General features: G+C 72.9%; 16 protein-coding genes and 1 pseudogene. 5 read left to right on the top strand and 12 right to left on the bottom strand.

What is annotated here, in order from left to right; all coding sequences use genetic code 11:
- Nucleotides 1-95, bottom strand: a pseudogene (locus ACWDR0_RS14300) (proton-conducting transporter transmembrane domain-containing protein); the annotation flags it as partial.
- Between the two features lie 101 nt (nucleotides 96-196).
- Between ACWDR0_RS14300 and pth the strand changes: the two are divergent.
- Both pth and ACWDR0_RS14310 read left to right on the top strand, forming a co-directional pair.
- Nucleotides 197-808, top strand: a complete 612-nt coding sequence (pth, locus tag ACWDR0_RS14305) for an aminoacyl-tRNA hydrolase (protein WP_456351964.1) — start codon at nucleotides 197-199, stop codon at nucleotides 806-808.
- 66 nt (nucleotides 809-874) lie between these two features.
- The gene (locus ACWDR0_RS14310; protein ID WP_456351965.1) at nucleotides 875-1,339 is read left to right on the top strand and encodes a hypothetical protein; all 465 of its coding nucleotides are present in this window, start codon (nucleotides 875-877) and stop codon (nucleotides 1,337-1,339) included.
- A gap of 13 nt (nucleotides 1,340-1,352) precedes the next feature.
- Here ACWDR0_RS14310 and ACWDR0_RS14315 read toward each other — a convergent pair whose 3' ends face one another.
- Both ACWDR0_RS14315 and ppc read right to left on the bottom strand, forming a co-directional pair.
- On the bottom strand, nucleotides 1,353-1,937 hold the full coding sequence (locus ACWDR0_RS14315; RefSeq protein WP_456351966.1) for a Uma2 family endonuclease: 585 nt from the start codon (nucleotides 1,935-1,937) through the stop codon (nucleotides 1,353-1,355).
- Nucleotides 1,938-2,060: 123 nt separating this feature from the next.
- Entirely contained in the window at nucleotides 2,061-4,802 is a 2,742-nt protein-coding gene (gene ppc / locus ACWDR0_RS14320; RefSeq protein WP_456351967.1) for a phosphoenolpyruvate carboxylase, read from the bottom strand.
- Between the two features lie 240 nt (nucleotides 4,803-5,042).
- On the opposite strand from ppc, the gene ACWDR0_RS14325 reads away from it, so the two are divergent.
- Together ACWDR0_RS14325 and ACWDR0_RS14330 are read left to right on the top strand one after the other, a co-directional pair.
- Nucleotides 5,043-6,170 carry an acyl-CoA desaturase gene (locus ACWDR0_RS14325; RefSeq protein ID WP_456351968.1) on the top strand — a complete coding sequence of 376 codons (1,128 nt, stop codon included), beginning with the start codon at nucleotides 5,043-5,045 and terminating at the stop codon, nucleotides 6,168-6,170.
- On the top strand, nucleotides 6,167-6,901 hold the full coding sequence (locus ACWDR0_RS14330) for a TetR family transcriptional regulator (protein ID WP_456351969.1): 735 nt from the start codon (nucleotides 6,167-6,169) through the stop codon (nucleotides 6,899-6,901). The genes ACWDR0_RS14325 and ACWDR0_RS14330 overlap by 4 nt, the downstream gene beginning before the upstream one ends.
- Nucleotides 6,902-7,057: 156 nt before the next feature.
- Here the strand turns inward: ACWDR0_RS14330 and ACWDR0_RS14335 are convergent, their stop codons facing one another.
- The gene (locus tag ACWDR0_RS14335) at nucleotides 7,058-7,891 is read right to left on the bottom strand and encodes a trans-aconitate 2-methyltransferase (RefSeq protein ID WP_456351970.1); all 834 of its coding nucleotides are present in this window, start codon (nucleotides 7,889-7,891) and stop codon (nucleotides 7,058-7,060) included.
- Nucleotides 7,892-8,024: 133 nt separating this feature from the next.
- Between ACWDR0_RS14335 and ACWDR0_RS14340 the strand changes: the two genes are divergently transcribed.
- Nucleotides 8,025-8,522: a MarR family winged helix-turn-helix transcriptional regulator gene (locus ACWDR0_RS14340; protein WP_456351971.1), complete on the top strand. Its 498-nt coding sequence runs from the start codon at nucleotides 8,025-8,027 to the stop codon at nucleotides 8,520-8,522.
- Here ACWDR0_RS14340 and ACWDR0_RS14345 read toward each other — a convergent pair.
- From ACWDR0_RS14345 to ACWDR0_RS14380, 8 genes are all read right to left on the bottom strand, one after another.
- Nucleotides 8,481-9,296, bottom strand: a complete 816-nt coding sequence (locus ACWDR0_RS14345; protein ID WP_456352039.1) for a LuxR C-terminal-related transcriptional regulator — start codon at nucleotides 9,294-9,296, stop codon at nucleotides 8,481-8,483. The two genes, ACWDR0_RS14340 and ACWDR0_RS14345, sit on opposite strands and share 42 nt — an antisense overlap.
- An 813-nt stretch (nucleotides 9,297-10,109) precedes the next feature.
- On the bottom strand, nucleotides 10,110-11,087 hold the full coding sequence (gene galE / locus ACWDR0_RS14350) for a UDP-glucose 4-epimerase GalE (protein WP_456351972.1): 978 nt from the start codon (nucleotides 11,085-11,087) through the stop codon (nucleotides 10,110-10,112).
- Between the two features lie 493 nt (nucleotides 11,088-11,580).
- Nucleotides 11,581-12,255 carry a LuxR C-terminal-related transcriptional regulator gene (locus tag ACWDR0_RS14355; RefSeq protein WP_456351973.1) on the bottom strand — a complete coding sequence of 225 codons (675 nt, stop codon included), beginning with the start codon at nucleotides 12,253-12,255 and terminating at the stop codon, nucleotides 11,581-11,583.
- Nucleotides 12,256-12,518: 263 nt separating this feature from the next.
- Nucleotides 12,519-14,306, bottom strand: a complete 1,788-nt coding sequence (locus ACWDR0_RS14360; protein ID WP_456351974.1) for an outer membrane protein assembly factor BamB family protein — start codon at nucleotides 14,304-14,306, stop codon at nucleotides 12,519-12,521.
- A gap of 196 nt (nucleotides 14,307-14,502) precedes the next feature.
- On the bottom strand, nucleotides 14,503-16,575 hold the full coding sequence (locus ACWDR0_RS14365; RefSeq protein WP_456351975.1) for an outer membrane protein assembly factor BamB family protein: 2,073 nt from the start codon (nucleotides 16,573-16,575) through the stop codon (nucleotides 14,503-14,505).
- Between the two features lie 285 nt (nucleotides 16,576-16,860).
- Nucleotides 16,861-18,675 carry an ABC-F family ATP-binding cassette domain-containing protein gene (locus tag ACWDR0_RS14370; RefSeq protein ID WP_456351976.1) on the bottom strand — a complete coding sequence of 605 codons (1,815 nt, stop codon included), beginning with the start codon at nucleotides 18,673-18,675 and terminating at the stop codon, nucleotides 16,861-16,863.
- 201 nt (nucleotides 18,676-18,876) lie between these two features.
- A complete protein-coding gene (locus ACWDR0_RS14375; RefSeq protein WP_456351977.1) occupies nucleotides 18,877-20,361 on the bottom strand; it encodes an acyltransferase family protein in 1,485 nt (494 codons plus the stop codon).
- 225 nt (nucleotides 20,362-20,586) lie between these two features.
- Nucleotides 20,587-21,462, bottom strand: coding sequence for a glycosyltransferase family 2 protein (locus ACWDR0_RS14380; protein WP_456351978.1), 876 nt, complete (start codon nucleotides 21,460-21,462; stop codon nucleotides 20,587-20,589).
- Nucleotides 21,463-21,525 lie beyond the last annotated feature (63 nt).

Below are 21,525 nucleotides of genomic sequence, written 5' to 3' on the forward strand. Positions count from 1 at the left end.
CCGGTCGGGGTCATGGTGGCGATGCCGAGGAGGACGAAGCCCATATGGCCGACGGAGGAGTAGGCGATCAGCTTCTTCAGGTCGCCGGCCGCCCCGTACGCCCCGCCCGGGACACTCCGGCCCGCGCTCCCGGCCGTGCCTGCCCGCCGTTCCCGATCTCCCGGCCTCCCGACCTTTCGACGGAGAGAATCACCCCATGACGACCACCGACGCGACGACCGGCACCGACGCCCCCTGGCTGATCGTGGGTCTCGGCAATCCGGGCCCCGGCTATGCCGCCAACCGCCACAACGTGGGCTTCATGGTCGCCGATCTGCTGGCCCACCGGATCGGCGGCAGCTTCAAGCGCGCCCAGAAGGCGCAGGCCCAGGTCGTCGAGGGCCGACTGGGGATGCCGGGGCCGGGCAGCCGGCGGGTGGTGCTGGCGAAGCCGATGTCGTACATGAACCTCTCCGGCGGTCCGGTCACCGCGCTCCGCGACTTCTACAAGATCCCCTTGGCGCAGGTGATCGCCGTCCACGACGAGCTGGACATCGACTACGGCGTACTGCGGCTGAAGACCGGCGGCGGGGACAACGGCCACAACGGGCTGAAGTCGATCACCAAGTCGCTGGGCCCCGACTACCACCGGGTGCGGTTCGGCATCGGACGCCCCCCGGGCCGGATGCCGGTCGCCGACTTCGTCCTGAAGGACTTCTCCGGCGCCGAGCGCAAGGAGCTGGACTACTTCGTGGACCGGGCGGCGGACTCGGTGGAAGCCCTGGTCACCGAGGGTCTGGAGCGTGCGCAGAGCACGTACAACTCCTGAGGGAAGCACGGGACGGACGGGACGGCGGTTGACGGGGCGTGCCCCCATGGCCAAAGATCCGGGCTCATGCCGTCCATGAACCGGGCGCTCCTGCACGGCCGCCGGGCCGTGATGGGCGCCATCGCCCTGCTGATCCTGGTAGCAGGGTTCTGGGCCTCCTGGGAGTCCGCCCAGCACGTCGTCCTGGCCAAGGGCCGTGAGCACGGCACCCTGACCGTCGCCGCCTGCGGCGAGGAGACCTGTACGGGCCCTTACGCGCCGAAGGCCCCGGCACCGGCCAGGACCGGGCTGACGATCGAGAAGTCGATCGCGGTCGAGAAGGGCGCGGTGCTGAACGTGGTCCTGAAGCCCGGTACGAAGGAGGTCGTCCGCACCGGCCCGGCGGGCGCCGTCCACGCCTGGCTCCCCTTCGCGGGCGCGCTGCTGCTGGCGTCGATCATCATCGCGGGCGGCCTGGCGCTGCCGCGGGTGGCGCTGGGGACGGCCACCCTGGGGGCGGGGATCGCGGTGGCGACGTTCACCCTGCTGTAGGGCGGACGAATGCCTAGAAGTCGTCGGCCGCCGTCAAGTCCAGGTCGAGGCCGAAGGGGCTGTCCAGCTTCAACCTGTCGTGGTAGACGCCGGCGAGAACATATGCCTTGGTCACGGGGTCGAGCTCATAGACGCGCACGACCGGTCGTGAGCCATTGCTTGTACGGTCGACCAGCCAGAAATGCTGAATGCCCGCAGCCGCATACTTTCTCGGCTTGGTCTCCGTATCCCGCGCCCGGGAATCAGGAGACACCACTTCGACCGCGAGGAGAACGTCGGCCGCGGCGAAAGACGTCGCGTCGGGTCCGGTCACAGCTTCCGCGCTCACCACGAGCACATCGGGTTCCGGACCATTCCGCCGATCGAGCACCACGGTCATTTCACGGCGCACCCTCAGATGACTCGGCACTGTCTGGCGCAGGCCGCTCACCAGCAGGTCGATCACCACGCTGTGGAAGTCACGCTGCGGACTCACAAAAACCAGACTCCCGTCGATCAACTCCGTATGCGGCGGGAGGCCGGGCAGCGTCAGCAGATCGTCCACGGTGTATCCGTCCAGGGGCGGCACAGGCCAGTGCTGCACGGGCTCAGCAGTCATCGTTCCTCCCATGGACGGGATCATGGCCTACCCCGTCCACGGTAGCCGGACACTTCCGGCCCCGTCCCCCCATCGGGTGACGAGGCCGGAAGCGCCTTGACGTGCCGTGGCCGAGGCCCGGCGTCAGCCGGTGTTGCGGAGGCCGGCCGCGACGCCGTTGACCGTCAGGAGCAGGGCGCGGGCGAGCAGCGGGTCGGGGGCCTCGTCGCGGGCCGCGGCCCGGCGCTGGCGGGCCAGCAGGGAGACCTGGAGGTAGGAGATCGGGTCCAGATAGGCGTCGCGGATGGCGAACGTCTGCTGGAGGACCGGGTGGGAGTCGAGGAGCCGCTCACCGCCGGTGATCCGCAGCACCTCGCGGACGGTCAGCTCGTGCTCCGCCTCGATATCGGCGAAGACGTGCTTCAGCTCCTCCGGGACCAGGGTGTCGACGTAGTGGCGGGCGATCCGCAGGTCCGTCTTGGCCAGCGTCATCTCCACATTGCCGAGGAAGTTGCGGAAGAAGTGCCACTTCTCGTACATCTCCTCCAGCACGGAGTCCAGACCGGCCTCGCGCAGCGCCTTGAGGCCCGAGCCGACGCCGAACCAGCCGGGGACGATCTGCCGGGACTGGGTCCAGCCGAAGACCCACGGGATGGCCCGCAGCCCGTCGAGCCCGGCCCCGGAGTCGGGGCGGCGGGAGGGGCGGGAGCCCAGGTGGAGGTCGGCGAGCTGGTCGACCGGGGTGGAGGCGAAGAAGTACGCGGGCAGATCGGGGTCCTCGACGAGCCTGCGGTACGCCGCGTGGGCCGCGTCCGAGACGGTGTCCATCGCCGCGTCCCAGCGGGCCAGGGACTCCACGGACTGGCGGGGCGCGGTGTGCAGCGCGGACGCCTGGAGGGTGGCGGCGACCGTCAGCTCCAGGTTCTCCCGGGCCAGCGAGGGGATCAGGTACTTGTCGGAGATGACCTCGCCCTGCTCGGTCACCTTGATCTCGCCGTCCAGGGTGCCCCACGGCTGGGCCAGGATCGCGTCGGCGGTGGGGCCGCCGCCGCGGCCGACGGTGCCGCCGCGGCCGTGGAAGAGCCGGAGCCGTACGCCGTGCCGGTGGGCGACGTCGCGCAGCCGCCGCTGGGCCCGGTGGATCTCCCACTGCGAGGTGGTGATGCCGCCGAACTTCGACGAGTCGGAGTAGCCGAGCATGACCTCCTGGACATCGCCGCGGAGCGAGACCAGCCGCCGGTAGGAGGGGTCGGAGAGCATCTCGTCGAGGATGACGTCGGCGGCGCGCAGCTCGTCCGTGGTCTCCAGCAGCGGCACGATGCCGATCTTCGCCCAGCCCGCGTGCAGGTCGAGCAGTCCGGCCTCGCGGGCGAGGACCGCGGCGGCGAAGACGTCGTCGGCGCCCTGGCACATGGAGATGATGTACGACTCGATGACCTCGGGCCCGAACCGCTCGAACGCCGACTTCACGGTGTGGAAGACGCCGAGGGTCTTCTCCCCGGCGGCGTCCAGCGGGGCCGGGGTGGGCGCCAGCGGGCGGCGCGAGCGCAGCTCCTTGGCGAGCAGCTTCTGCCGGTACTCGCGGGGCATGTCCGCGTACCGCCAGGACTCCTCGCCGAGCCGGTCGAAGAGCTGGCCGAGGGCGTGGTGGTGGGCGTCGGCGTGCTCGCGGACGTCCATGGTGGCGAGCTGGAGCCCGAAGGCGGCCAGGGTCCGGATGGTGCGGTCCATCCGGCCGTCGGCGAAGAGCCCGCCGCGGTGGGCCCGGAGCGAGGTCTGGATCAGGGTGAGGTCGGCGAGCAGCTCGGCGGTGCCGAGGTAGTCGCGGCCGGGCTCGTGGGCGGTGCCCTTGGCGAGTCTGGTCCGGGTGTTCTCCAGCTTCTGCTGGATGCAGGTGGCCTTGAGGCGGTACGGCTCCTCCGCGTTGAGCCGCTTGTAGCGGGGGCTGATCTCGGGCAGCAGCTCCAGATCGGTCTCCAGCGAGGCGAGCAGCTCGTCGGTGGCCCCGGCGTAGCGGATGGAGTTGGAGAGCAGTCCGCGCAGCGAGTCGACGAGGGCGAGGGCGTCGGTGATGCCGTGCTCGTGCTGGAGGATCAGCACGTCCCAGGTGACGGCGGGGGTGACGTTCGGATTGCCGTCGCGGTCACCGCCGATCCAGGTGCCGAAGGTCAGCGGCCGGGTGCCGGCGGGCAGCTCGACGCCGACCCGCTCCAGCTCGGCGGCGAGGTCCTCCAGGACGTCCCCGACGGCGTTCGCGTGCAGCTCGTCCAGGTAGTAGATGGCGTTGCGGGCCTCGTCTGCGGGCTCGGGGCGGACCACGCGCAGTTCGTCGGTCTGCCAGACGAGGTCGATGTTCTCCGCGAGGCGCAGATCGCAGCGGCGGCGCTCGGCGGACCCGCCCGCGCCGGCGGCGTCGCTCTCCAGCAGCTGGGCGATGCGCCGGAGCTTGTTGAGCACGGAGCGCCGGGCGGCCTCGGTGGGGTGCGCGGTGAAGACGGGCCGGACGTTGAGGTTGCGGACGGTGGCCCGCAGATGGTCGGGGTCGGCGTCCTTGAGGCGGTCGGCGGTCCGGGCCAGCAGCCCGCCCTCGGCGGCCCGCCGTTCGCGCATCTCCCGGCCGCGGTGCACCTGCTCGACGACATTGGCCAGGTGGAAGTAGGTGGAGAACGCGCGGACCAGCTTGCCCGCGGTCGGCAGATCGGTGTCGCCCAGCAGCGCGGCGGCCGCCTCCCCGTCGCTGCGGGTCAGGGCGCGTACGCGCTCGACGAGATCGAGGAGTTCGGATCCCTCCTGCCGGACGATGGTCTCGCCCAGGAGGTCGCCCAGTCGGCGGATGTCGGCCCGGAGTTCTGCGCTGGCCGTGGGTGTCTGGTCGGCACTGCTCACAGGTGCTGCTCCTTGCGGTGTTTGAGCACGTCTGGAGGGGTTCTGGAGTCGGCGGACCGCGCTGTCCGGCAGCTCCCAGGATAGGTGTCCGGCGGTCCGGCGCCGCCAGGAGGGGCTCTTGCCCCCGGGCCGAGCGCTGCCATACTTACGTCGCCGTAGGTTACGCAGCCGTAGCCCGGCTCGGTTACGGCTCCCATTGCGGATATCCCGCCCGTCCCTCCACCCCCCAGGGGATCCTTCATGACGACCAGCCCCGACCTGCTCGACGACGTCCCGGGACCGGGTCCGGGCCCCGATGCCGGCCCGGATACGGGACCCGGCGCGGCAACCGGACCGGGTTCCGGGGAGGAGCCGCCGGATACGGACTCCGGCCCGGACCGGGACGGCGCTCCCGGGGCGGCGGGGCCGGACCCGGCCGGCGGTGCCCTGCCGTTCGCGACGCTCGGCGGTGACGAGAAGCGGTCCGCCGAGCAGCTGGCGCTGATGCTCTTCATCGCGGTCCCCTTCCTGGCGCTGATCGCGGCGGTGCCGCTGGCCTGGGGCTGGGGAGTGAGCTGGCTGGACCTCGGGCTGCTGGTCTCGATGTACTTCATCGCCTGCCACGGCATCACCGTCGGCTACCACCGCTACTTCACCCACGGCTCCTTCAAGGCGAAGCGGCCGCTGCGGATCGCGCTGGCGGTGGCGGGCTCGCTGGCCGTCGAGGGCCCGGTGGTCCGCTGGGTCGCCGACCACCGCAAGCACCACAAGTTCTCCGACGTCGAGGGCGACCCGCACTCGCCGTGGCGGTACGGCGAGACGGTGCCCGCCCTGATGAAGGGCCTCTGGTGGGCCCATATCGGCTGGATGTTCGACACGGAGCGGACACCGCAGCACAAGTACGCCCCGGATCTGATCAAGGACCCGGCGATCCGCCGGATCTCCCGCCACTTCCTCCTCTACACGGTCGTGTCCCTCTCCTTCCCGGCCGTGGTCGGCGGGCTGGTGACCTGGTCCTGGTGGGGCGCGTTCACCGGCTTCTTCTGGGGGTCGCTGGTCCGGGTCGCGCTGCTCCACCACGTCACCTGGTCCATCAATTCCATCTGCCACGCGGCCGGGAAGCGGCCGTTCCGATCACGTGATCGGTCCGGGAACGTGTGGTGGCTCGCGGTGCTGTCGTGCGGTGAGTCGTGGCACAACCTGCACCACGCCGATCAGACGTCCGCGCGCCACGGCGTACTGCGCGGCCAGGTCGATTCCAGTGCCCGGCTGATCCGCTGGTTCGAGAAGCTGGGGTGGGCGTACGACGTCCGCTGGCCCAGCGAGGACCGGCTCGCCGCCCGGCGGGCGGCGTCCCCCGGGACCGCCGGGGCCGCCGACACGGCATGATGGACGACGTGGCGACCGACGGCAGCAGTACCCGTACCCCGATAGACCCGGCGAACGCGGCGGGCGCGGCGACTCCGGCAGGTGCCGGGAAGCCCCGGCCCGCGGCGCGGCGCGGGCGCCGGGTGCGGATGACCGGCGCCGAGCGCCGCCAGCAGTTGCTGGACATCGGTCGCACGCTCTTTGCCGAGAAGGGCTTCGAGGGCACGTCGGTGGAGGAGATCGCCGCGAAGGCGGGGGTGTCCAAGCCGGTGGTGTACGAGCACTTCGGCGGCAAGGAGGGGCTGTACGCGGTGGTGGTCGACCGCGAGATGCGCCAGCTGCTGGACCTGGTGACGGGGGCGCTGACCGCAGGGCACCCCCGGGAGCTGCTGGAGCAGGCGGCCTTCGCGCTGCTCGACTACATCGAGACCTATACGGACGGCTTCCGGATCCTGGTCCGGGACTCGCCGGTCGCCCAGTCGACGGGCACCTTCGCCTCGCTGATCAGCGATATCGCCCGGCAGGTCGAGGACATCCTGGGCCTGGAGTTCAAGCACCGCGGCTTCGATCCCAAGCTGGCCCCGCTCTACGCCCAGGCGCTGGTGGGCATGGTCGCACTGACCGGCCAGTGGTGGCTGGACGCCCGCCGCCCGAAGAAGGCGGAGGTGGCGGCGCATCTGGTCAATCTGGCCTGGCACGGCCTCGACGGCCTGGAGCAGAAGCCGCGGCTGGTGGGCCACCGCAAGAACTGACGCTCGGCGCGGGGGCGCGGGGCGGGAGCCGGGTGGCCGGGTGGCCCGGTGGACGGGTGGCCCGGGGCCGTCCCGGCTGCTCCCCGGAGCGACCCGGGACCGGGCGGGGCGCCGGTCCGCGGGCTGGGGAGCCCGGCAAGATCCGAAAGAGACGACCTAGCGCAGCGGCTTCGTTGCGACGGCGAAGATACGGCGGAACGGGAAGACCGTCCCCCGCGGCCCCGGCGGATACGCCTCCCGCAGCAGTTCGCGGTACTGGCCGAGGAAGGCCTCGGTGGCCCTGGTGTCCTCGCCCAGCTCGGTCAGCACGGGCCGCAGGGCGGTGCCCTTGACCCAGTCCAGGACCGGGTCCTCGCCGGTCAGCAGCTGGTAGTACGTGGTCTCCCAGACGTCGGTCGTACAGCCGAGTCCGGTCAGCAGGTCCAGATACTCCGCCGGGGCGAGCACATGGGCGAAGTTCCGCCCGCGGTCGCCGAGCCGCTCCCGCCACTCCGGCCGGCCGCACAGGGTGCCCAGCAGGGCGTGGCTGGGGGCGTCGTAGTTGCCGGGGACCTGGAAGGCGAAGCTGCCGCCGGGGGTGAGCGCGTCGACCCAGCGGGCGAAGGAACCGGCGTGGCCGGGGACCCACTGGAGCGCCGCGTTGGAGACGATCAGGTCGTACGGCCCGTCGGGCGTCCAGTCCGTGATGTCGGCCTCGCCGAACGCGAGCCGGCCGCCGCCCGGGGTGAGCCCGGCGTAGTCCTTCTCGGCGAGGGCGAGCATCTCGGGCGAATTGTCGAAGCCGGTGATCCCGGCGGCGGGCCAGCGGTCGGCGAGCAGGGCGGTGACATTGCCGGGGCCGCAGCCGAGGTCGGCGATCCGGGCCGGCCCGCCGCCGGCCGCCGGTGCGACCGGGTCGGGGATCCGGGCCAGCAGGTCCAGGAACGGACGGGCCCGGTGACCCGAATGGCGGAGGTACTGACGGGGGTCCCAGACGGGCGCGGAAGTCACGGTGGCAGCTCCCTCGGAAGGAACACGGGGCAGATACGGAACGGGGTTACCGCCCGTCCCTGCCCTACCATCCACCACATTATCTCTTGACGTCAAGAGACTTCACATCGACAGACCCTCTACACTGATCGTCATGGAGGACGAGGTCGATCGACTGGTCGCAGCTTGGCGCCGCGAGCGCCCCGACCTCGACGTGGAACCGCTTGAGGTGCTCAGCCGGGTCTCCAGGCTGGCCCGTCATCTCGACCGGGCCCGGCGGCTCGCCTTCTCGGAGCACGATCTGGAGCCCTGGGAGTTCGACGTCCTGACGTCGCTGCGGCGCGCGGGCGCGCCCTATCAGCTCTCCCCCGGCCAGCTGCTCACCCAGACCCTGGTGACCTCGGGCACGATGACCAACCGGATCGACCGCCTGGCCAAGAGGGACCTGGTGGAGCGGCTGCCGGACCCCACGGACCGGCGTGGCGTGCTGGTCCGGCTCACCCCGGAGGGGCGCGACCGCGCGGACCGCGCGCTCGCCGGGCTGCTCGCCCAGGAGCGCGCGATCCTCGCGGAGCTCTCCCGCGCCCAGCGGGCTGAGCTGGCCGCCCTGCTACGCCAGCTGACCGCCCCGTTCGACAACATTCCCGGCTAGTCCGCCGGCCAGTTTGACCGCCGGATCGGCGGGACCGACACCCGCTCTGCGGGCGAGGGCGACGGCCGCGAGCGTCGAGTGCACCCCCAGCTTGCCGAGGACGTTCTGCATATGCGTCCGGACGGTGTGCGGGGAGAGGAAGAGGCGCTCGGCCACCGCTTTGCGCCCCAGCCCCGCGACCATGCACCGCAGCACCTCGCGCTCGCGCGGGGTGAGCGACTCGACCAGACGCTCGCTCTCGGTCCGGTGCTTGCGCGCGGCGGTCAGCTCCCGCAGTACGCCGGTGAGGAGAGCGGGCGGCAGATGGGTCTCGTCGCGCAGCACACCCCGGATCACGGCCAGCAGTCGCTGGAGTGAACAGTCCTTGGCAACCCAGCCGGAGGCACCCGCCTGGAGGGCGAGGGCCGCGCGGCGCGGGTCGTCCTTCTCGGCGAGGACCACACAGCGGACCGCGGGCTGGCCGGATCGCACCCCCGCCACCAGGCTCAGTCCGTCCACCAGACCGTCCAGGGCGTCACCCCCGTCGTCGGGAACGGCCCGCGGGACCGGCGCACGGGCGCCGGGCCCCGGTGGCACCACGGCCCCCAGGTCGGCATCGACCAGCATCACGTCGAACGGCCGCCCGTCGGCAACCGCTCGCTCCAGACATCGCAACGCGGCAGGCCCGCTGCCCGCGGCTCCGACGTCCACATCGGGCTCGGCAGCCATGGCTGCGGCGAGCGACTCGGCGAAGATTCGGTGGTCGTCCACCACCAGGACCCGGATACGGATCACAGACACACCCCCTGTGTCGGAGGACGGCTCGGTGCGAACAGATCGTCCGAGACGGACCTCGGTCCCGCCCGGCCGTCGCCGCGCTGTGACTGAAATACCCCGCCTCGGGCCGCGTACCCCGCTGTCTCGTCCCCTGATCAACACCGGCCCCCACCGGTGTTGAGCATCAGAGTACGGACGGCAGGCGGAAGCGGAAGCGTATTTGCAGAACTGATGACCAGGTCTGGGGAATGAGTTGTACTAGGAAGTTACCGGTGGGTTGAGTGGGAAGGAAGGGGCAACCGGTGTTCGGCGGCCCCCGATCCCGGCCGGCGGGCCCATCGCAGGGTGATCGCGGGCCGGGGCAGAACCGGAAGCCGCGGGGTCGGCCGGATCCCGTCGCTCCGGCCCGTCGCCCCCGGCGGGCCGCCCCGGCTCCCGGGCGGGCGGGGCCGCGGGCGCGTGATGTTTCCGGGGTATGGCGGAGCGCGTGATTTCCTTCGCCGGGGCGGGATTTCTTGACACGCTGGAGCGGTGCCGAAGAGGCTGGAAGCCGGACCGGGGGATCCTGATGTGTCACCACATCCTGGGATCCGTCCCTCGGTTGTCCGGAAGTCCCGGCGGAGCCTGAGCCCCTCCGCCGGGCCCGGTCCGGCGGGCGGAGCGTCTTCGCGGCGCACCGTCCGCGCCCGCCGAGGCGCACATCCCCGTGCGCGCCCGGGAACGGTCCCGCCGGCCGGCCGTGCCGCAGTGCCCGGCCCTCCTCTCCGGCCGGACCGTTCCCCCGGGCCCGGCGGCCGCTCCGCGCGGGCTTGTGCGGCGCGGGCTGATGCCTCAGACGAGTGTGCGGGTGCGGGTGCGGGCGAACTCCCAGGCGTCCGCGACGATATCGGCCAGCGCCGGACGGGACGGGACCCAGCCCAGCCGGTCCCGGGCCACCGCCGCCGAGGCGACCAGTACGGCCGGGTCCCCCGGGCGGCGCGGCGCGAGCGTCTCCGGCACCGGGTGCCCGGTGACCTTCCGTACGGTCTCCACCACCTCGCGGACCGAGAAGCCGCTGCCGTTGCCCAGGTTGCAGACGAGCTGTTCACCGGGGCGGGCCGCGGCCAGCGCCCGTACATGGGCCTCGGCGAGATCCGCGACATGGATGTAGTCGCGGACGCAGGTGCCGTCGGGGGTCGGGTAGTCGTCGCCGTAGACCGCGACGGACTCCCGCCGCCCGAGGGCGACATCGAGGACGAGCGGGATGAGATGCGACTCGGGCTCGTGGCGCTCCCCCAGCCCCCCGTACGCCCCGGCGACGTTGAAGTAGCGCAGACAGACCGCCGCCAGGCCGTGGGCCCGCGCCTCGCCGCCGATCATATGGTCGACGGCGAGTTTGGTGGCGCCGTAGGGATTGGTGGGCGCGGTGGGGTCGGTCTCGGTGACGGGGGTGCGGACGGGCTCCCCGTACACCGCGGCGCTGGAGGAGAAGACGAGGGTACGGACCCGGGCCGCGCGCATCGCGGCGAGCAGGGCGATCGTGCCGCCGACGTTGTTCTCCCAGTACTTCCCGGGGTCGGCGACGGACTCGCCGACCTGGGAGGAGGCGGCGAAGTGCAGCACCCCGTCGAAGGAGGGGTCCAGCAGGCGGGCCGCGTCCCGGATGTCTCCCTCGGTGAAATCCGCGCCCTCGGGCACGCCGTCGCGGAATCCGGTGGAGAGGTCGTCGAGGACGACGACCCGGTGCCCGGCCTCCAGGAGCCGGCGGCCGACGATCCCCCCGATATAGCCGGCTCCTCCGGTGACCAGGTACTTGCGGCCATGGGTCATATTGCCAGCGCCTCTCGCGGTGAGCCGGGTCCCCTCCGGGGCGGGCGGGGGGTGTGCATCCACCCTTGGGGCAAGGCGAGTTGGGTACGGCGGAGGCGCGCGGGCCGTTCACCCTCCGGGGCGTCGGGGCGACAACGTGTTCCACCCGGTGGAGTGCTGTGCCGGGTGCCCCTTCTTGCTCTCACCGCCCCTGTTTCCGTACCGCACGAGGAGGTGCCTCTCCCTCTGCCGGCGACGGCGCGAGAACGCTTTTAGGGGCGCGAGGAACTGCGCGACAAGCCACGGGCGGCGTGCGGACGCTCACACAGACATCACCCCGCTGGGCGCGGCGCCGCGGGCAGGTGCAGGGCGGCGCCGGGTCGCGGGGCCCCGGGGCGCAGGGCCCCGGCAGCTATCGGCGCTCAGGGGCGTGCAGGGCCCTGAGGCTGGCGGCGCGCACGGGCGGTACGGGGCCCGGGGGCCGCCGCTCAGGGGTGGCGCGGGCCCCCGGGGCTCAGCGCGGGGGTGGGGCGGCGCGGTCGAGGAGGCCCGTGCGGGCCGCCAGCGCCGCCGCCTCCAGCCGCGAGCCCACCCCGAGTTTCATCAGCACCCGCTGCACATGCGTGCGCGCCGTGCTCGGCGCGATGCCCATGCCCGCCGCGATCAGCCGGGTGTCCTCGCCCTCGGCGACCCGCACCAGGACCTCCACCTCGCGCGGGGTGAGCAGGCGCAGCAGCCGCTGGCCCTCGTCGTCGGGCTGCGAGACCGGGTTGAGCAGTTCGGCGAACGCCCCCTGGAGCAGGGCGGGGGCCACCACCGCCTCGCCCGCGCGGGCCTTGACCATGGCGCGCTCGACGCCCTCGATACGCTCGTCGTGGCGGACATAGCCCGCCGCGCCCGCGGCGAACGCGGCCGCTATGCCCCAGGGGCTGGGCACCGGGCCCAGCACCACCACCGCGACCTGGGGGCGCTCGCGCCGGATCCGGACGATCGGGTCGAAGACGCCCGGCTCGGCCGGGCACGCGGTCCCCAGCAGGCACACCTCGGGAGCCCGGGTGACCACCAGGTCCGCCGCGCCCGCGACGGGCGCCGTCGCGGCCAGCACCCGGTGTCCCCGCAGCTTCAACGCCGAGGCGAGCGCCTCGGCGTGCAGTCGGTGATCGTCGACCACCATGAGCCGCACGCCCATCGAGCAACTCCCCTCCCCCGGTGCAACCTGCCCCGGCAAGCTACACGCCTGTTCGACATCGCGCGCCCCGAGTCGGCGGAAGTACCCAAGACTGCCGAATACACCGCACATCAGGGCCACTTATGACCATGGCATGACCGCCCCATGACCAAAAGACGGCGGCCCGGTACGGGAACTCCCCGTACCGGGCCACTACTGTTCCGCGAATCAGGCTTCCCCGCAGCAGTACCAGGGGGACCGTAGGGCGAAAACCGGTCGCCTTTTCAACTTTCTGTCGTAAATGCAACTGCCAGATAACTCGTGAACGTAGAAGTTCCGGCGGCGCCCATCAACTCCTCGCTCAGATAGAGCCGCCCGTCGGCATAGAGATACTCGGAACCGCTGACGAGGAACTTGCGTTCCTTGTCGATCGACTGTTCGTCGGCCGGATTCTCCATCAGCAGGGTGGCCCGGAGGGCGTTGCCGTCGAGGCTGACCACCTGGCCGCCCTTGCGGTACGGCGGCTGCTTGTAGGCGATCACGGAACCGCCCTCCATCCGCAGCGGCACCAGGGTGTAGCCCTCGCCCGCGTCGGCCCGCCCCGGCAGCGGCTTCCCGGTGGTCAGGTCGAACGACACGATCTCGTTGGTCCGCCCGTAACCGCTCCCGCCGCTCTCGTGCGGGGAGGTCGGCAGATAGAGCCGGCCGTTGCCGACGACGACGCTGGTGCAGGACTCGACGTCCGTCGCGCCGCACCGCGCCTCGTAGCGGTCGCCCGTCGCGGGCACCTTCGCCAGGAGCTTGCCCTGGTCGTCGATGGAGAAGAAGTCGGAGATGCCGTACTTCCCGGTGTCGCCGACATCGGCCGCGACGACCAGCGGTTTGGTGCTGACGATGCTGGCGTACTCCACGCCCTTCGGCATCTTGTACGAGAACCGGGGCTGCCCGCTGACCGGGTCGACGGGCTGGATGGTGAGCTGCTCGTTGCCGTAGGTGCCGCAGGAGCGGACGGCGACCAGCGCGGGCCCGCCGCCGTAGCCGCGGTCCTCGCAGTCCGCGTCGGACGAGGTGGGCTTCCAGCGGACGGCACCGGTGGCGAGGTCGAAGGCGGCGCCGCCGCTGAGACCGCCCGCGGCGACCGTGGCCCCGCTGACCGTGACCTCCTCGAAGCGGATGGGGGTGTCACCGCGCAGCGGGGAGGTGACGGACTTGCGCCACAGCAGCTTGCCGCCCGCCAGGTCGACGACGCCGACCTCGGAGCACGGCTGGTAGCGGCCGGTGCCGGAGGCGGCCCGGGGCGCGGGCTCGAAGAGGATCGCGGTCTTGTCGTCGGCCGACTTGTGGCGCGAGGCGCCGCAGGTCTGGCCGGGCAGCGGGACCCGCCAGAGCACGGTGCCCTTGTCCCGGTCGTAGCCGGTGATCTCGTTCAGGCCCGGCTTCACGAACGCCTTGTCCGTGACCCAGGAGCCCTTGAACGAGGAGACCTCCTTGTTCGCCGGCTGGGGCAGGGTGAAGGCGAGCCGGGACGCGGTGTTCCCGGGAGCCTTCCCGGTGCCGTCCGAGTCCTTGCCGCCGCTGCCCTTCCCGCCGTCGTCCTTGCCGCCCTTGCCACCCCCGCTGTCGGCGGTGGTGTCCTTCTTGCCCTTGCGGCCGCCGCCGTCGGTCGCGCTGTACAGCACCCCGCCGCCGATGATCAGTACGACCGCGGTGACCGCGGCGATGACGATCTTCGTCCGGGTGCCGGGCTTCTTCCCGGGAGGCTGCGGCCCGCCGGGCGGCACGGCGGCCGTGGGCTGGGTCGGATAGCCGTACGGGGACCCGGGCGGGCCCGGCGGGAAGCCGTAGCCCTGGGGCTGTGCCGGGTAGCCGGGCGGCGGGGGTGGCTGCTGCCCGGGGTAGCCGTAGCCGGGGGGCGGCGCCACGGGGGGTGCCTGCGGCGGGCCGAAGCCGCCCGGCGGCGGCTCCTGGGGCGCGCCGAACCCACCGCCCTGCGGGGGCGGACCGGACGGCGGCGGCGGGGGTCCCCCCACACCGCCGGGCGGGGGCGGAGGGGGCGGGGGCGGCTGGCTCATGAGCAGAACACCTCGTCGGCGAAGAAGCGGAGGAGCGGAGGAGCAGAGGAACGAAGGAGCGGTTGCGCGGGGGGTGGGAGGAGAAGCGAGAAGGGGCCGTCCGGTGGGCGGCCGAGTGGCCGGGCAGGAGGCCGAAAGCCGGGAGGCGGCGGTACGGCACGGCGGGGGCGGGGCAGCGGGTGCCCGCCCCCGTGCGTCAGGGGCCGAACGCCAGCATCGTCGGAGTCTTCAGCTCCTCCGCGTCGTTCGCCGCGCTCACCCGGCGCGCCACCAGATACACGCGTCCGGCTTCGTACAGCACATCCACCGAGTAGAAGGAGTTCTCGGTCTTGGCGGCGGCCTCGGGGTGGCGCAGCAGGGTCCTGGGCGCGCCGCCCGCCGGGCCGATCGCCGCGACCGAGCCCCCGGAGTCGTACGACGGCTCGCGGTAGACGATCAGGTCGCGGCCGTTCATCCGGACCGGCACCGCGGCGGTGTCGCCGCCGGAGGGCGCCCGCCACTTGGGGCGGCCGGTGTCGAGGTCGAAGGCGATGATCTCGTTGCCGCCCGCGCCGGTCCCGCGCGCGGGCTCGGTGGCCAGATAGAGGGTCTTCGGATCGGCGACGACGCCCTGGCAGCCCTCCAGGTTCTGCCCGAAGATCACGAAGGAGCCGCCGCAGCCGACCCGGAACTTCTCCTTGCCGCCCGAGATCGGGGCGCGCATCGTGCCGTCCGGCTTGAGCGCCACCACGGTCCACGACTTGGGCTCGCGTTTGACCAGCGAGACGACGATCGGGTCGGCGGAGTAGACCTTGTCGATCTCCCAGCCGGCCGGTGCGTCGAAGGACCAGCGCGCCTTGCCGGTGGCCGGGTCGACCTGCTGGAGCCGGTGCTTGGGCTTCTTGTAGTCGCCGGTGGGGCAGCTCACCGCGGCCAGCAGCCGGGCGCCGCCCGCGTAGGCGAACGGCTTGCAGCCGGTCCGGGGGCCGGTGAAGAGCCTGCGGCCGTCCTTCACGGAGAAGCCGTACGAGACTCCGGTGGCACCCGCGGCGACCGTGTCGCCGCTGATGGCGAGGGTGTGGTCGGAGAGTCCGAGGAAGCCCTTCTCCTCCGGGATCTGCGCCTTCCAGAGCACCTTGCCCGAGGCGAGGTCGATGCTGCGCAGCTCACGGCAGCGGGCGCCGTCGCCGTCGCGGTCCTTGATGCCGACGACGACGGTTCCGCCGGTGGACGGCCGCGGGGTCGCGGAGCAGGCCTCCCGCTCCAGCGGCACGGTCCACTTCTTGGCACCGTCGGTGGCCGAGTAGCCGACGACCTGCTTGTACATGGCCTTCGCGATGATGCCCCGATGGCTCCACGGGCCGTGGACCTCGGCACCGCCGCGGGGCAGGTCGACATCGTTGCGGGTGACGAAGAGGGCCCGGGCGTCCCCGGGCGCGCGGTCGGCGTTGAGGTCGGTGCCGTCCGGATCGCGCTCCGTACCGGCACCTCGGCCGCCGCCGGGCGACGGGCTGCCGGAGGGCGAGGAGCCGGCGGAGGGTCCGGGGGTGGCCGGTTCGCCCGCGCCGGTCTTCCGGTCGTCCTTGCCGTCGTCGTTGCCGACGACGGCGTACGTACCGGCTCCGGCGACCAGCAGGGCGGCGACGCCCGCGGCGATCAGCAGCGGGGTGCGCCGCTTTCCGGCGGAGCCGGTGGAGGTGGCGGGGGTGGTGGGAGTGGCGGGGCCGGTGGGGCCGTACGGGCCGGTCTGCTGGTACGGGTACGCCTGGCCGTACTGCGGCGGGCCCGCATAGGGCCCGGTCTGCTGGTACGGGGCCTGCTGGTACGGGGCCTGCGGATACCCGCCCTGCGGGGCACCGGCGTACGGACCGGCGGCGGCGCCGGGGGCCGCGCCGGGGGCGGTCTCGTGGCCCGCGCCGGGGGCGCCGGGGAACCCGCCGTACGGGGCCGGATCCTGCGGCGCCCGACCGTACGGGGCCTGGCTGTACGGTGCCTGGCCGTGCGCTGCCGGGTCCTGCGGGGCCGGGTCGTACGGGGCCGGAGGGGCCGGCGGGGGGCCGGGCGGCGGCGGGGGTATGTACGGCGGCTGTGCCGGGGCCGGGGCCCCGTGCCGCTCCCCGTACGCATACCCCGGACCGGCGCCGGGGACGGGTTCCGGGCCCGGCTGCGGACCGGTCCCCGGGGCGGCGCCGGAACCGGGTTCCGGGTAGCCGTAGCGCGGGTCCGCGGACCGGGGATCCCCGGGGGCGTCGCCGTCCCCCGGTACGTCTTGGCTGGGACGCTGGGACATCAGCGCATCCCCCTTCGTACGGTCCTGGGTCCGGCGGCCTCCCCCGCTTCTCCGGTACCCGGACCGTGCACTGCCGGCCGGTATCCGTGTTCCGGAGAGGAGCGTTGCGAACCTGGAGCCGTATTCTCACGGCAGTCGAGCGGAGCTTCTTTCTATCACCCGGGTCAGTTCGCAAAAGGGGCCGGTCCGCGCCTGTCACCAGGGGCGGACCGGCTCGTGACGGCGCCGTTATGAAGCCCGCACACGACCCTCACGGACCGGCCGGGGCCGTACGGAACCGGGGCTTCAGACGTCCTCGGCCAACTCCATCCAGCGGCCTTCCAGTTCCTCCCGCTGCCCGGCGAGGGACCGCAGTTCGGCGTCCAGCTCGGCGACCCGCGCGAAGTCGGTGGCATTGGCTGCGATCTTGTCGTGGACCGCCGTCTCCTTCTCCGCGAGCTTGTCCAACTGGCGCTCGATGCGCTGGAGCTCCTTCTGCGCGGCCCGCAGCTCACCCGCCGACCGGGTCTTCGTCTCCGGCGCGGCGGCGGACTTCGCGGGGGCGGGCGCCGGGGCGGCGGACTCCGCGGCGGCGCGCCGCCGCTCCAGGTACTCGTCGATTCCGCGCGGCAGCATCCGGAGGGTCTTGTCGCCCAGCAGGGCCAGCACCCGGTCCGTGGTCCGCTCGACGAAGAACCGGTCGTGGGAGATGACCACCATCGAGCCGGGCCAGCCGTCGAGGAGGTCCTCCAGCTGGGTCAGGGTCTCGATGTCCAGGTCGTTGGTGGGCTCGTCGAGGAAGAGCACGTTCGGCTCGTCCATCAGCAGCCGCAGCAACTGGAGCCGGCGGCGCTCACCGCCGGAGAGGTCGCCGACCGGCGTCCACTGCTTCTCCTTCACAAAGCCGAACTGCTCGCAGAGCTGTCCCGCCGTCATCTCCCGGCCCTTGCCGAGGTCGACGCGGTCGCGGATCTGCTGGACGGCCTCCAGCACCCGCAGCGTGGGCGGCAGCTCGGTCACGTCCTGGGAGAGATAGGCCAGCCGTACCGTTTTGCCGACCGTGATCCGCCCGGCGGCGGGCTGTACCTCGCCCTCGGTCCGAGCGGCCTCGGCCAGCGCCCGCAGCAGCGATGTCTTGCCCGCGCCGTTCACGCCGACCAGGCCGATCCGGTCACCGGGGCCCAGCTGCCAGGTCAGATGCTTCAGCAGCAGCTTCGGCCCGGCCTGGACGGTCACGTCCTCCAGGTCGAAGACGGTCTTCCCGAGCCGGGCGGAGGCGAACTTCATCAGCTCGCTGGTGTCCCGCGGCGGCGGGACGTCGGCGATCAGCTCGTTGGCGGCCTCGATGCGGTAGCGGGGCTTGGAGGTCCGGGCCGGGGCGCCGCGCCGCAGCCAGGCCAGCTCCTTCCGCATCAGGTTCTGCCGCTTGGTCTCCTCGGTGGCGGCGATCCGCTCCCGCTCGGCCCGGGCGAACACGTAGTCGCTGTAGCCGCCCTCGTACTCGTAGACCGAGCCGCGCTGGACGTCCCACATGCGGGTGCAGACCTGGTCCAGGAACCAGCGGTCGTGGGTGACGCAGACCAGGGCCGAGCGGCGGTTCCGCAGATGTTCGGCGAGCCAGGCGATGCCCTCCACGTCGAGGTGGTTGGTGGGCTCGTCGAGGATGATCAGGTCCTGCTCGGCGATCAGCAGCTTGGCCAGGGCGATCCGGCGCCGCTCACCGCCGGAGAGCGGGCCGATGACGGTGTCGAGCCCGTCGGGGAAGCCGGGCAGCGAGAGCCCGCCGAAGAGGCCGGTGAGCACATCGCGGATCCGGGCGCTGCCCGCCCACTCGTGGTCGGCGAGATCGCCGATGACCTCGTGGCGGACGGTGGCCTCGGGGTCCAGGGAGTCGTGCTGGGTGAGCACGCCGAGCCGCAGCCCGCCGCTCTGGGTGACCCGGCCCGTGTCGGGCTCCTCCAGCTTGGCCAGCATGCGGATGAGGGTGGTCTTGCCGTCGCCGTTGCGGCCGACGACACCGATGCGGTCCCCTTCGGAGACGCCGAGGGACACGGAGTCGAGCAGGGCACGCGTTCCGTACACCTTGCTGACTGCCTCGACATTGACCAGATTGACGGCCATTACTCTCCTGCGTAGGGGCGGGCGGATCGGCCTCCCAGGGTAGTCGGGCCGCGGACGGCCCCCGCGCGGCCGGGTGATCACCCCGGCGGGCGGACGGACGGGCGGGCGGGTAGGCGGGCGGGCGGGCGGACGGGCCGGGCTCGGCAGCGCGCGGCGGCCGGGTTCGGCGGTACGCCGTACGGCGGGAGGCGCCGGGAGGGCTCAGCCGTGCCGGGGCGGGCGGAGTCCGCGGCCCGCGCGTTCGACCAGGAACCAGCCCGCGAGGGCCGCGGCGACGGCGGCCGGGGCGGTGACCGGGACCGCGATCAGGGTGGCGGACCTGCCGTCGAGCAGTCCGTCGTACCCCACCAGCGACAGCCCGAGGATCCCGGCGAGACAGAGCGTGATCCCGGCGGCGGCGAGCGGGCCGGACCCGCCGGGGGTGCCGGGCCCGCCGGGGGCTTCGGGGGTGCCGGACCCGCTCGGGGTGCCGGAGGGCGGGCCCGGGATTCCGGCCGACCCGGCCGGCCCGCAGGTCGCGGGGCTGCCGGATGCCCCGGCCCCCGGCGGGGCGGGCCGTGGCGCGGGGCGTTCGAAGCGGCGGAAGGCGGCCACCAGGGCGGCGGTGAGGACGGCCGCCGCCAGCAGCCTCGGCGGGGTCTGCGCCCACCAGGCGCCCGAGGCGGGCTCCGGCAGCGCGGTGCCCAGCCCGAGCAGTACGGCGTACACCCCCAGCAGTGCGGTCAGATGCCAGAGGAACGCGGTCATCGCGACGCCGTTCGCGGCGACCACCCCGCGCCATACCCGGGCCCGCCCGGCGAACCGCGTGCCCGGCCCGCGCAGCAGGCAGGCCGCGCCGACCAGCCAGAGGCCGTGGCAGAGCAGGGCCAGCGTCGGCGGTGCCATGTTGGAGACCTTCTCGCCGGGCATCCCGACCATCGAGAGGGGGTACGGCCCGAGGGCCACCAAGGCCGCCGCGCCCGCCAGGCCGCCGCCCGCGAGCAGGGCGGGCCGGGTGAGGAGCCCGTCGGCGGCGAGGAAACCGAGCTGGTGGACGGCGAGCCAGACGAAGGCGAAGTTCAGGAACGCGGCGTACTCCACGCCGAACACGAACCGGGCCGTGTCGACGGCGGCGGCCGCGGCGAGCAGCCCGCCGAAGGCGCCCCAGCGGTAGCGCTCGTGCAGCCTCAGCAGCGGCGGGGTGAGGGCGACCATCGCGAGATAGACGCCGATGAACCAGAGCGGCTGGGTGATCAGCCGGAGCGCGGGCCCGGCCGGGCCCGCGTCGCCGCCGCCCGCCCACTGGACCGCCAGCGCCAGCGCGCCCCACACCAGGACGAAGACCATCGTGGGCCGCAGCAGCCGCTGGAGGCGAGCCCGCTGGAAGTCCGCGTAGACGGAGCGGCCGGGGGCGCGGCGGGCGAGGGAGCGGTACGACAGGGCGTGGGCGAAGCCGCCGACGAAGAAGAACACCGGCATCACCTGGAGCACCCAGGTCAGTATCTGGAGGCCGGGGACGACGGCGAGCAGATTCCCGATCCGCGCGCCGTCACCGTCACCACCGCCGTCACCGTTGCCGTCGTCGACCGCGGCCATCAGCCAGTGGCCGAGGACCACGACAGCGAGGGAGGCGACCCTGAGCAGGTCGACGTAGCGGTCCCGGGTGGCGGGGGTGGCGTCGGCGAGCACGCGGACTGCGGTGGTCATCCGCCCACGGTCGCCCGGGCGCGGGCCCGGCCGTCAGGGTGCCGCTACTCAGTTCCGGACTGAGTACCCCGGGGCCGGGCGCCGGTCCCGGGGTCCGGCGCGGTGAACAGGTGCCCGGGGTCCGGCGCGGTGAACAGGTCCCCGGAACCCTGTGGTGAACGGGCGCCCGGGGACCTGCGGCGGGCGCGTGCCCGGGACCCTTCGGCGGACAGGTGCCCGGCCCGGTCAGATGACCGGCGGGCGGCCCAGCTTCGTCATCCGCCATACGGTCCGCCAGCGCATCGGGCGGCGCGGCGGGCAGGGCGTCCGCACGCCCTCCACGAAACCGCCGAACCAGGCGCGCAGCCCGCTCGCGGACCGGGTCCGCAGCAGGGTGAGCGCGGTCCATACGCCCAGATAGAGCGGGACCAGCAGGGCGGGGAGGTGGCGTTTGGCGAGCCAGACGCGGTTGCGGGCCACCATGCGGTGGAAGACGGCGTGCCGGGTGGGCGAGGTCCAGGGGTGCCGGAGGACCAGCTCCGGCTCGTAGAGGATCTTCCAGCCGTGGTCGAGGGCCCGCCAGGCGAGGTCGGTCTCCTCGTGGGCGTAGAAGAACGCCTCGGGCCAGTCCCCGGTCTGCTCCAGCATCTTCATGGAGATGCCGTGGCCGCCGCCGAGGAAGGTGGTGACATAGCCGCGGCGCATCGGGTCGCTCGCCCGCAGCCGCGGGACATGGCGGCGGGCGGTACGGCCCTGCTCGTCGGCGATCCGGAAGCTGACGACGCCGAGGGCCTCGTCCGCCTCGTACAGCTTCACCAGTCTGCTGAAGACATCGGTGTCGATCAGCAGACCGTCGTCGTCGAGGTCGACGAGGATGTCGACGTCGCCGAGTTCGCGCAGTTTGGCGATGGCGGCGTTACGGCCGCCGGTGACTCCGAGGTTCTCGGGCAGTTCGACGCCGGTGACCCCGTCGGGCAGCGGCGGCAGGGGCGCGCCGTTGCCGACGACCACGATCCGGCTCGCCGGGGTGTCCTGCCGCGCGACCGAGTCGAGCAGCTCCCCCAGTTCGGCGGGGCGGTTGCCCATGGTCAGGATCGCGACGCCGACGCGCGGTTGACGCACCAATGAACTCTCCACTCCTCAAGGGTGATGCGTTCGGATGCTAACCGCTGATGGTCTCCGGCC

The sequence above is a fragment of the Streptomyces sp. NPDC003691 genome, assembly GCF_053981115.1.

Bases quoted from the DNA above. Each gene is read 5' to 3' on its own strand.
- ACWDR0_RS14370 (WP_456351976.1), bottom strand. From the start codon at position 18,675: ATGGCCGTCAATCTGGTCAATGTCGAGGCAGTCAGCAAGGTGTACGGA.
- ACWDR0_RS14375 (WP_456351977.1), bottom strand. From the start codon at position 20,361: ATGACCACCGCAGTCCGCGTGCTCGCCGACGCCACCCCCGCCACCCGG.
- galE (WP_456351972.1), bottom strand. From the start codon at position 11,087: ATGACCCATGGCCGCAAGTACCTGGTCACCGGAGGAGCCGGCTATATC.
- ACWDR0_RS14355 (WP_456351973.1), bottom strand. From the start codon at position 12,255: ATGGGCGTGCGGCTCATGGTGGTCGACGATCACCGACTGCACGCCGAG.
- ACWDR0_RS14330 (WP_456351969.1), top strand. From the start codon at position 6,167: ATGATGGACGACGTGGCGACCGACGGCAGCAGTACCCGTACCCCGATA.
- ACWDR0_RS14310 (WP_456351965.1), top strand. From the start codon at position 875: ATGCCGTCCATGAACCGGGCGCTCCTGCACGGCCGCCGGGCCGTGATG.
- ACWDR0_RS14360 (WP_456351974.1), bottom strand. From the start codon at position 14,306: ATGAGCCAGCCGCCCCCGCCCCCTCCGCCCCCGCCCGGCGGTGTGGGG.
- pth (WP_456351964.1), top strand. From the start codon at position 197: ATGACGACCACCGACGCGACGACCGGCACCGACGCCCCCTGGCTGATC.
- ACWDR0_RS14340 (WP_456351971.1), top strand. From the start codon at position 8,025: ATGGAGGACGAGGTCGATCGACTGGTCGCAGCTTGGCGCCGCGAGCGC.
- ACWDR0_RS14365 (WP_456351975.1), bottom strand. From the start codon at position 16,575: ATGTCCCAGCGTCCCAGCCAAGACGTACCGGGGGACGGCGACGCCCCC.
- ACWDR0_RS14315 (WP_456351966.1), bottom strand. From the start codon at position 1,937: ATGACTGCTGAGCCCGTGCAGCACTGGCCTGTGCCGCCCCTGGACGGA.
- ACWDR0_RS14325 (WP_456351968.1), top strand. From the start codon at position 5,043: ATGACGACCAGCCCCGACCTGCTCGACGACGTCCCGGGACCGGGTCCG.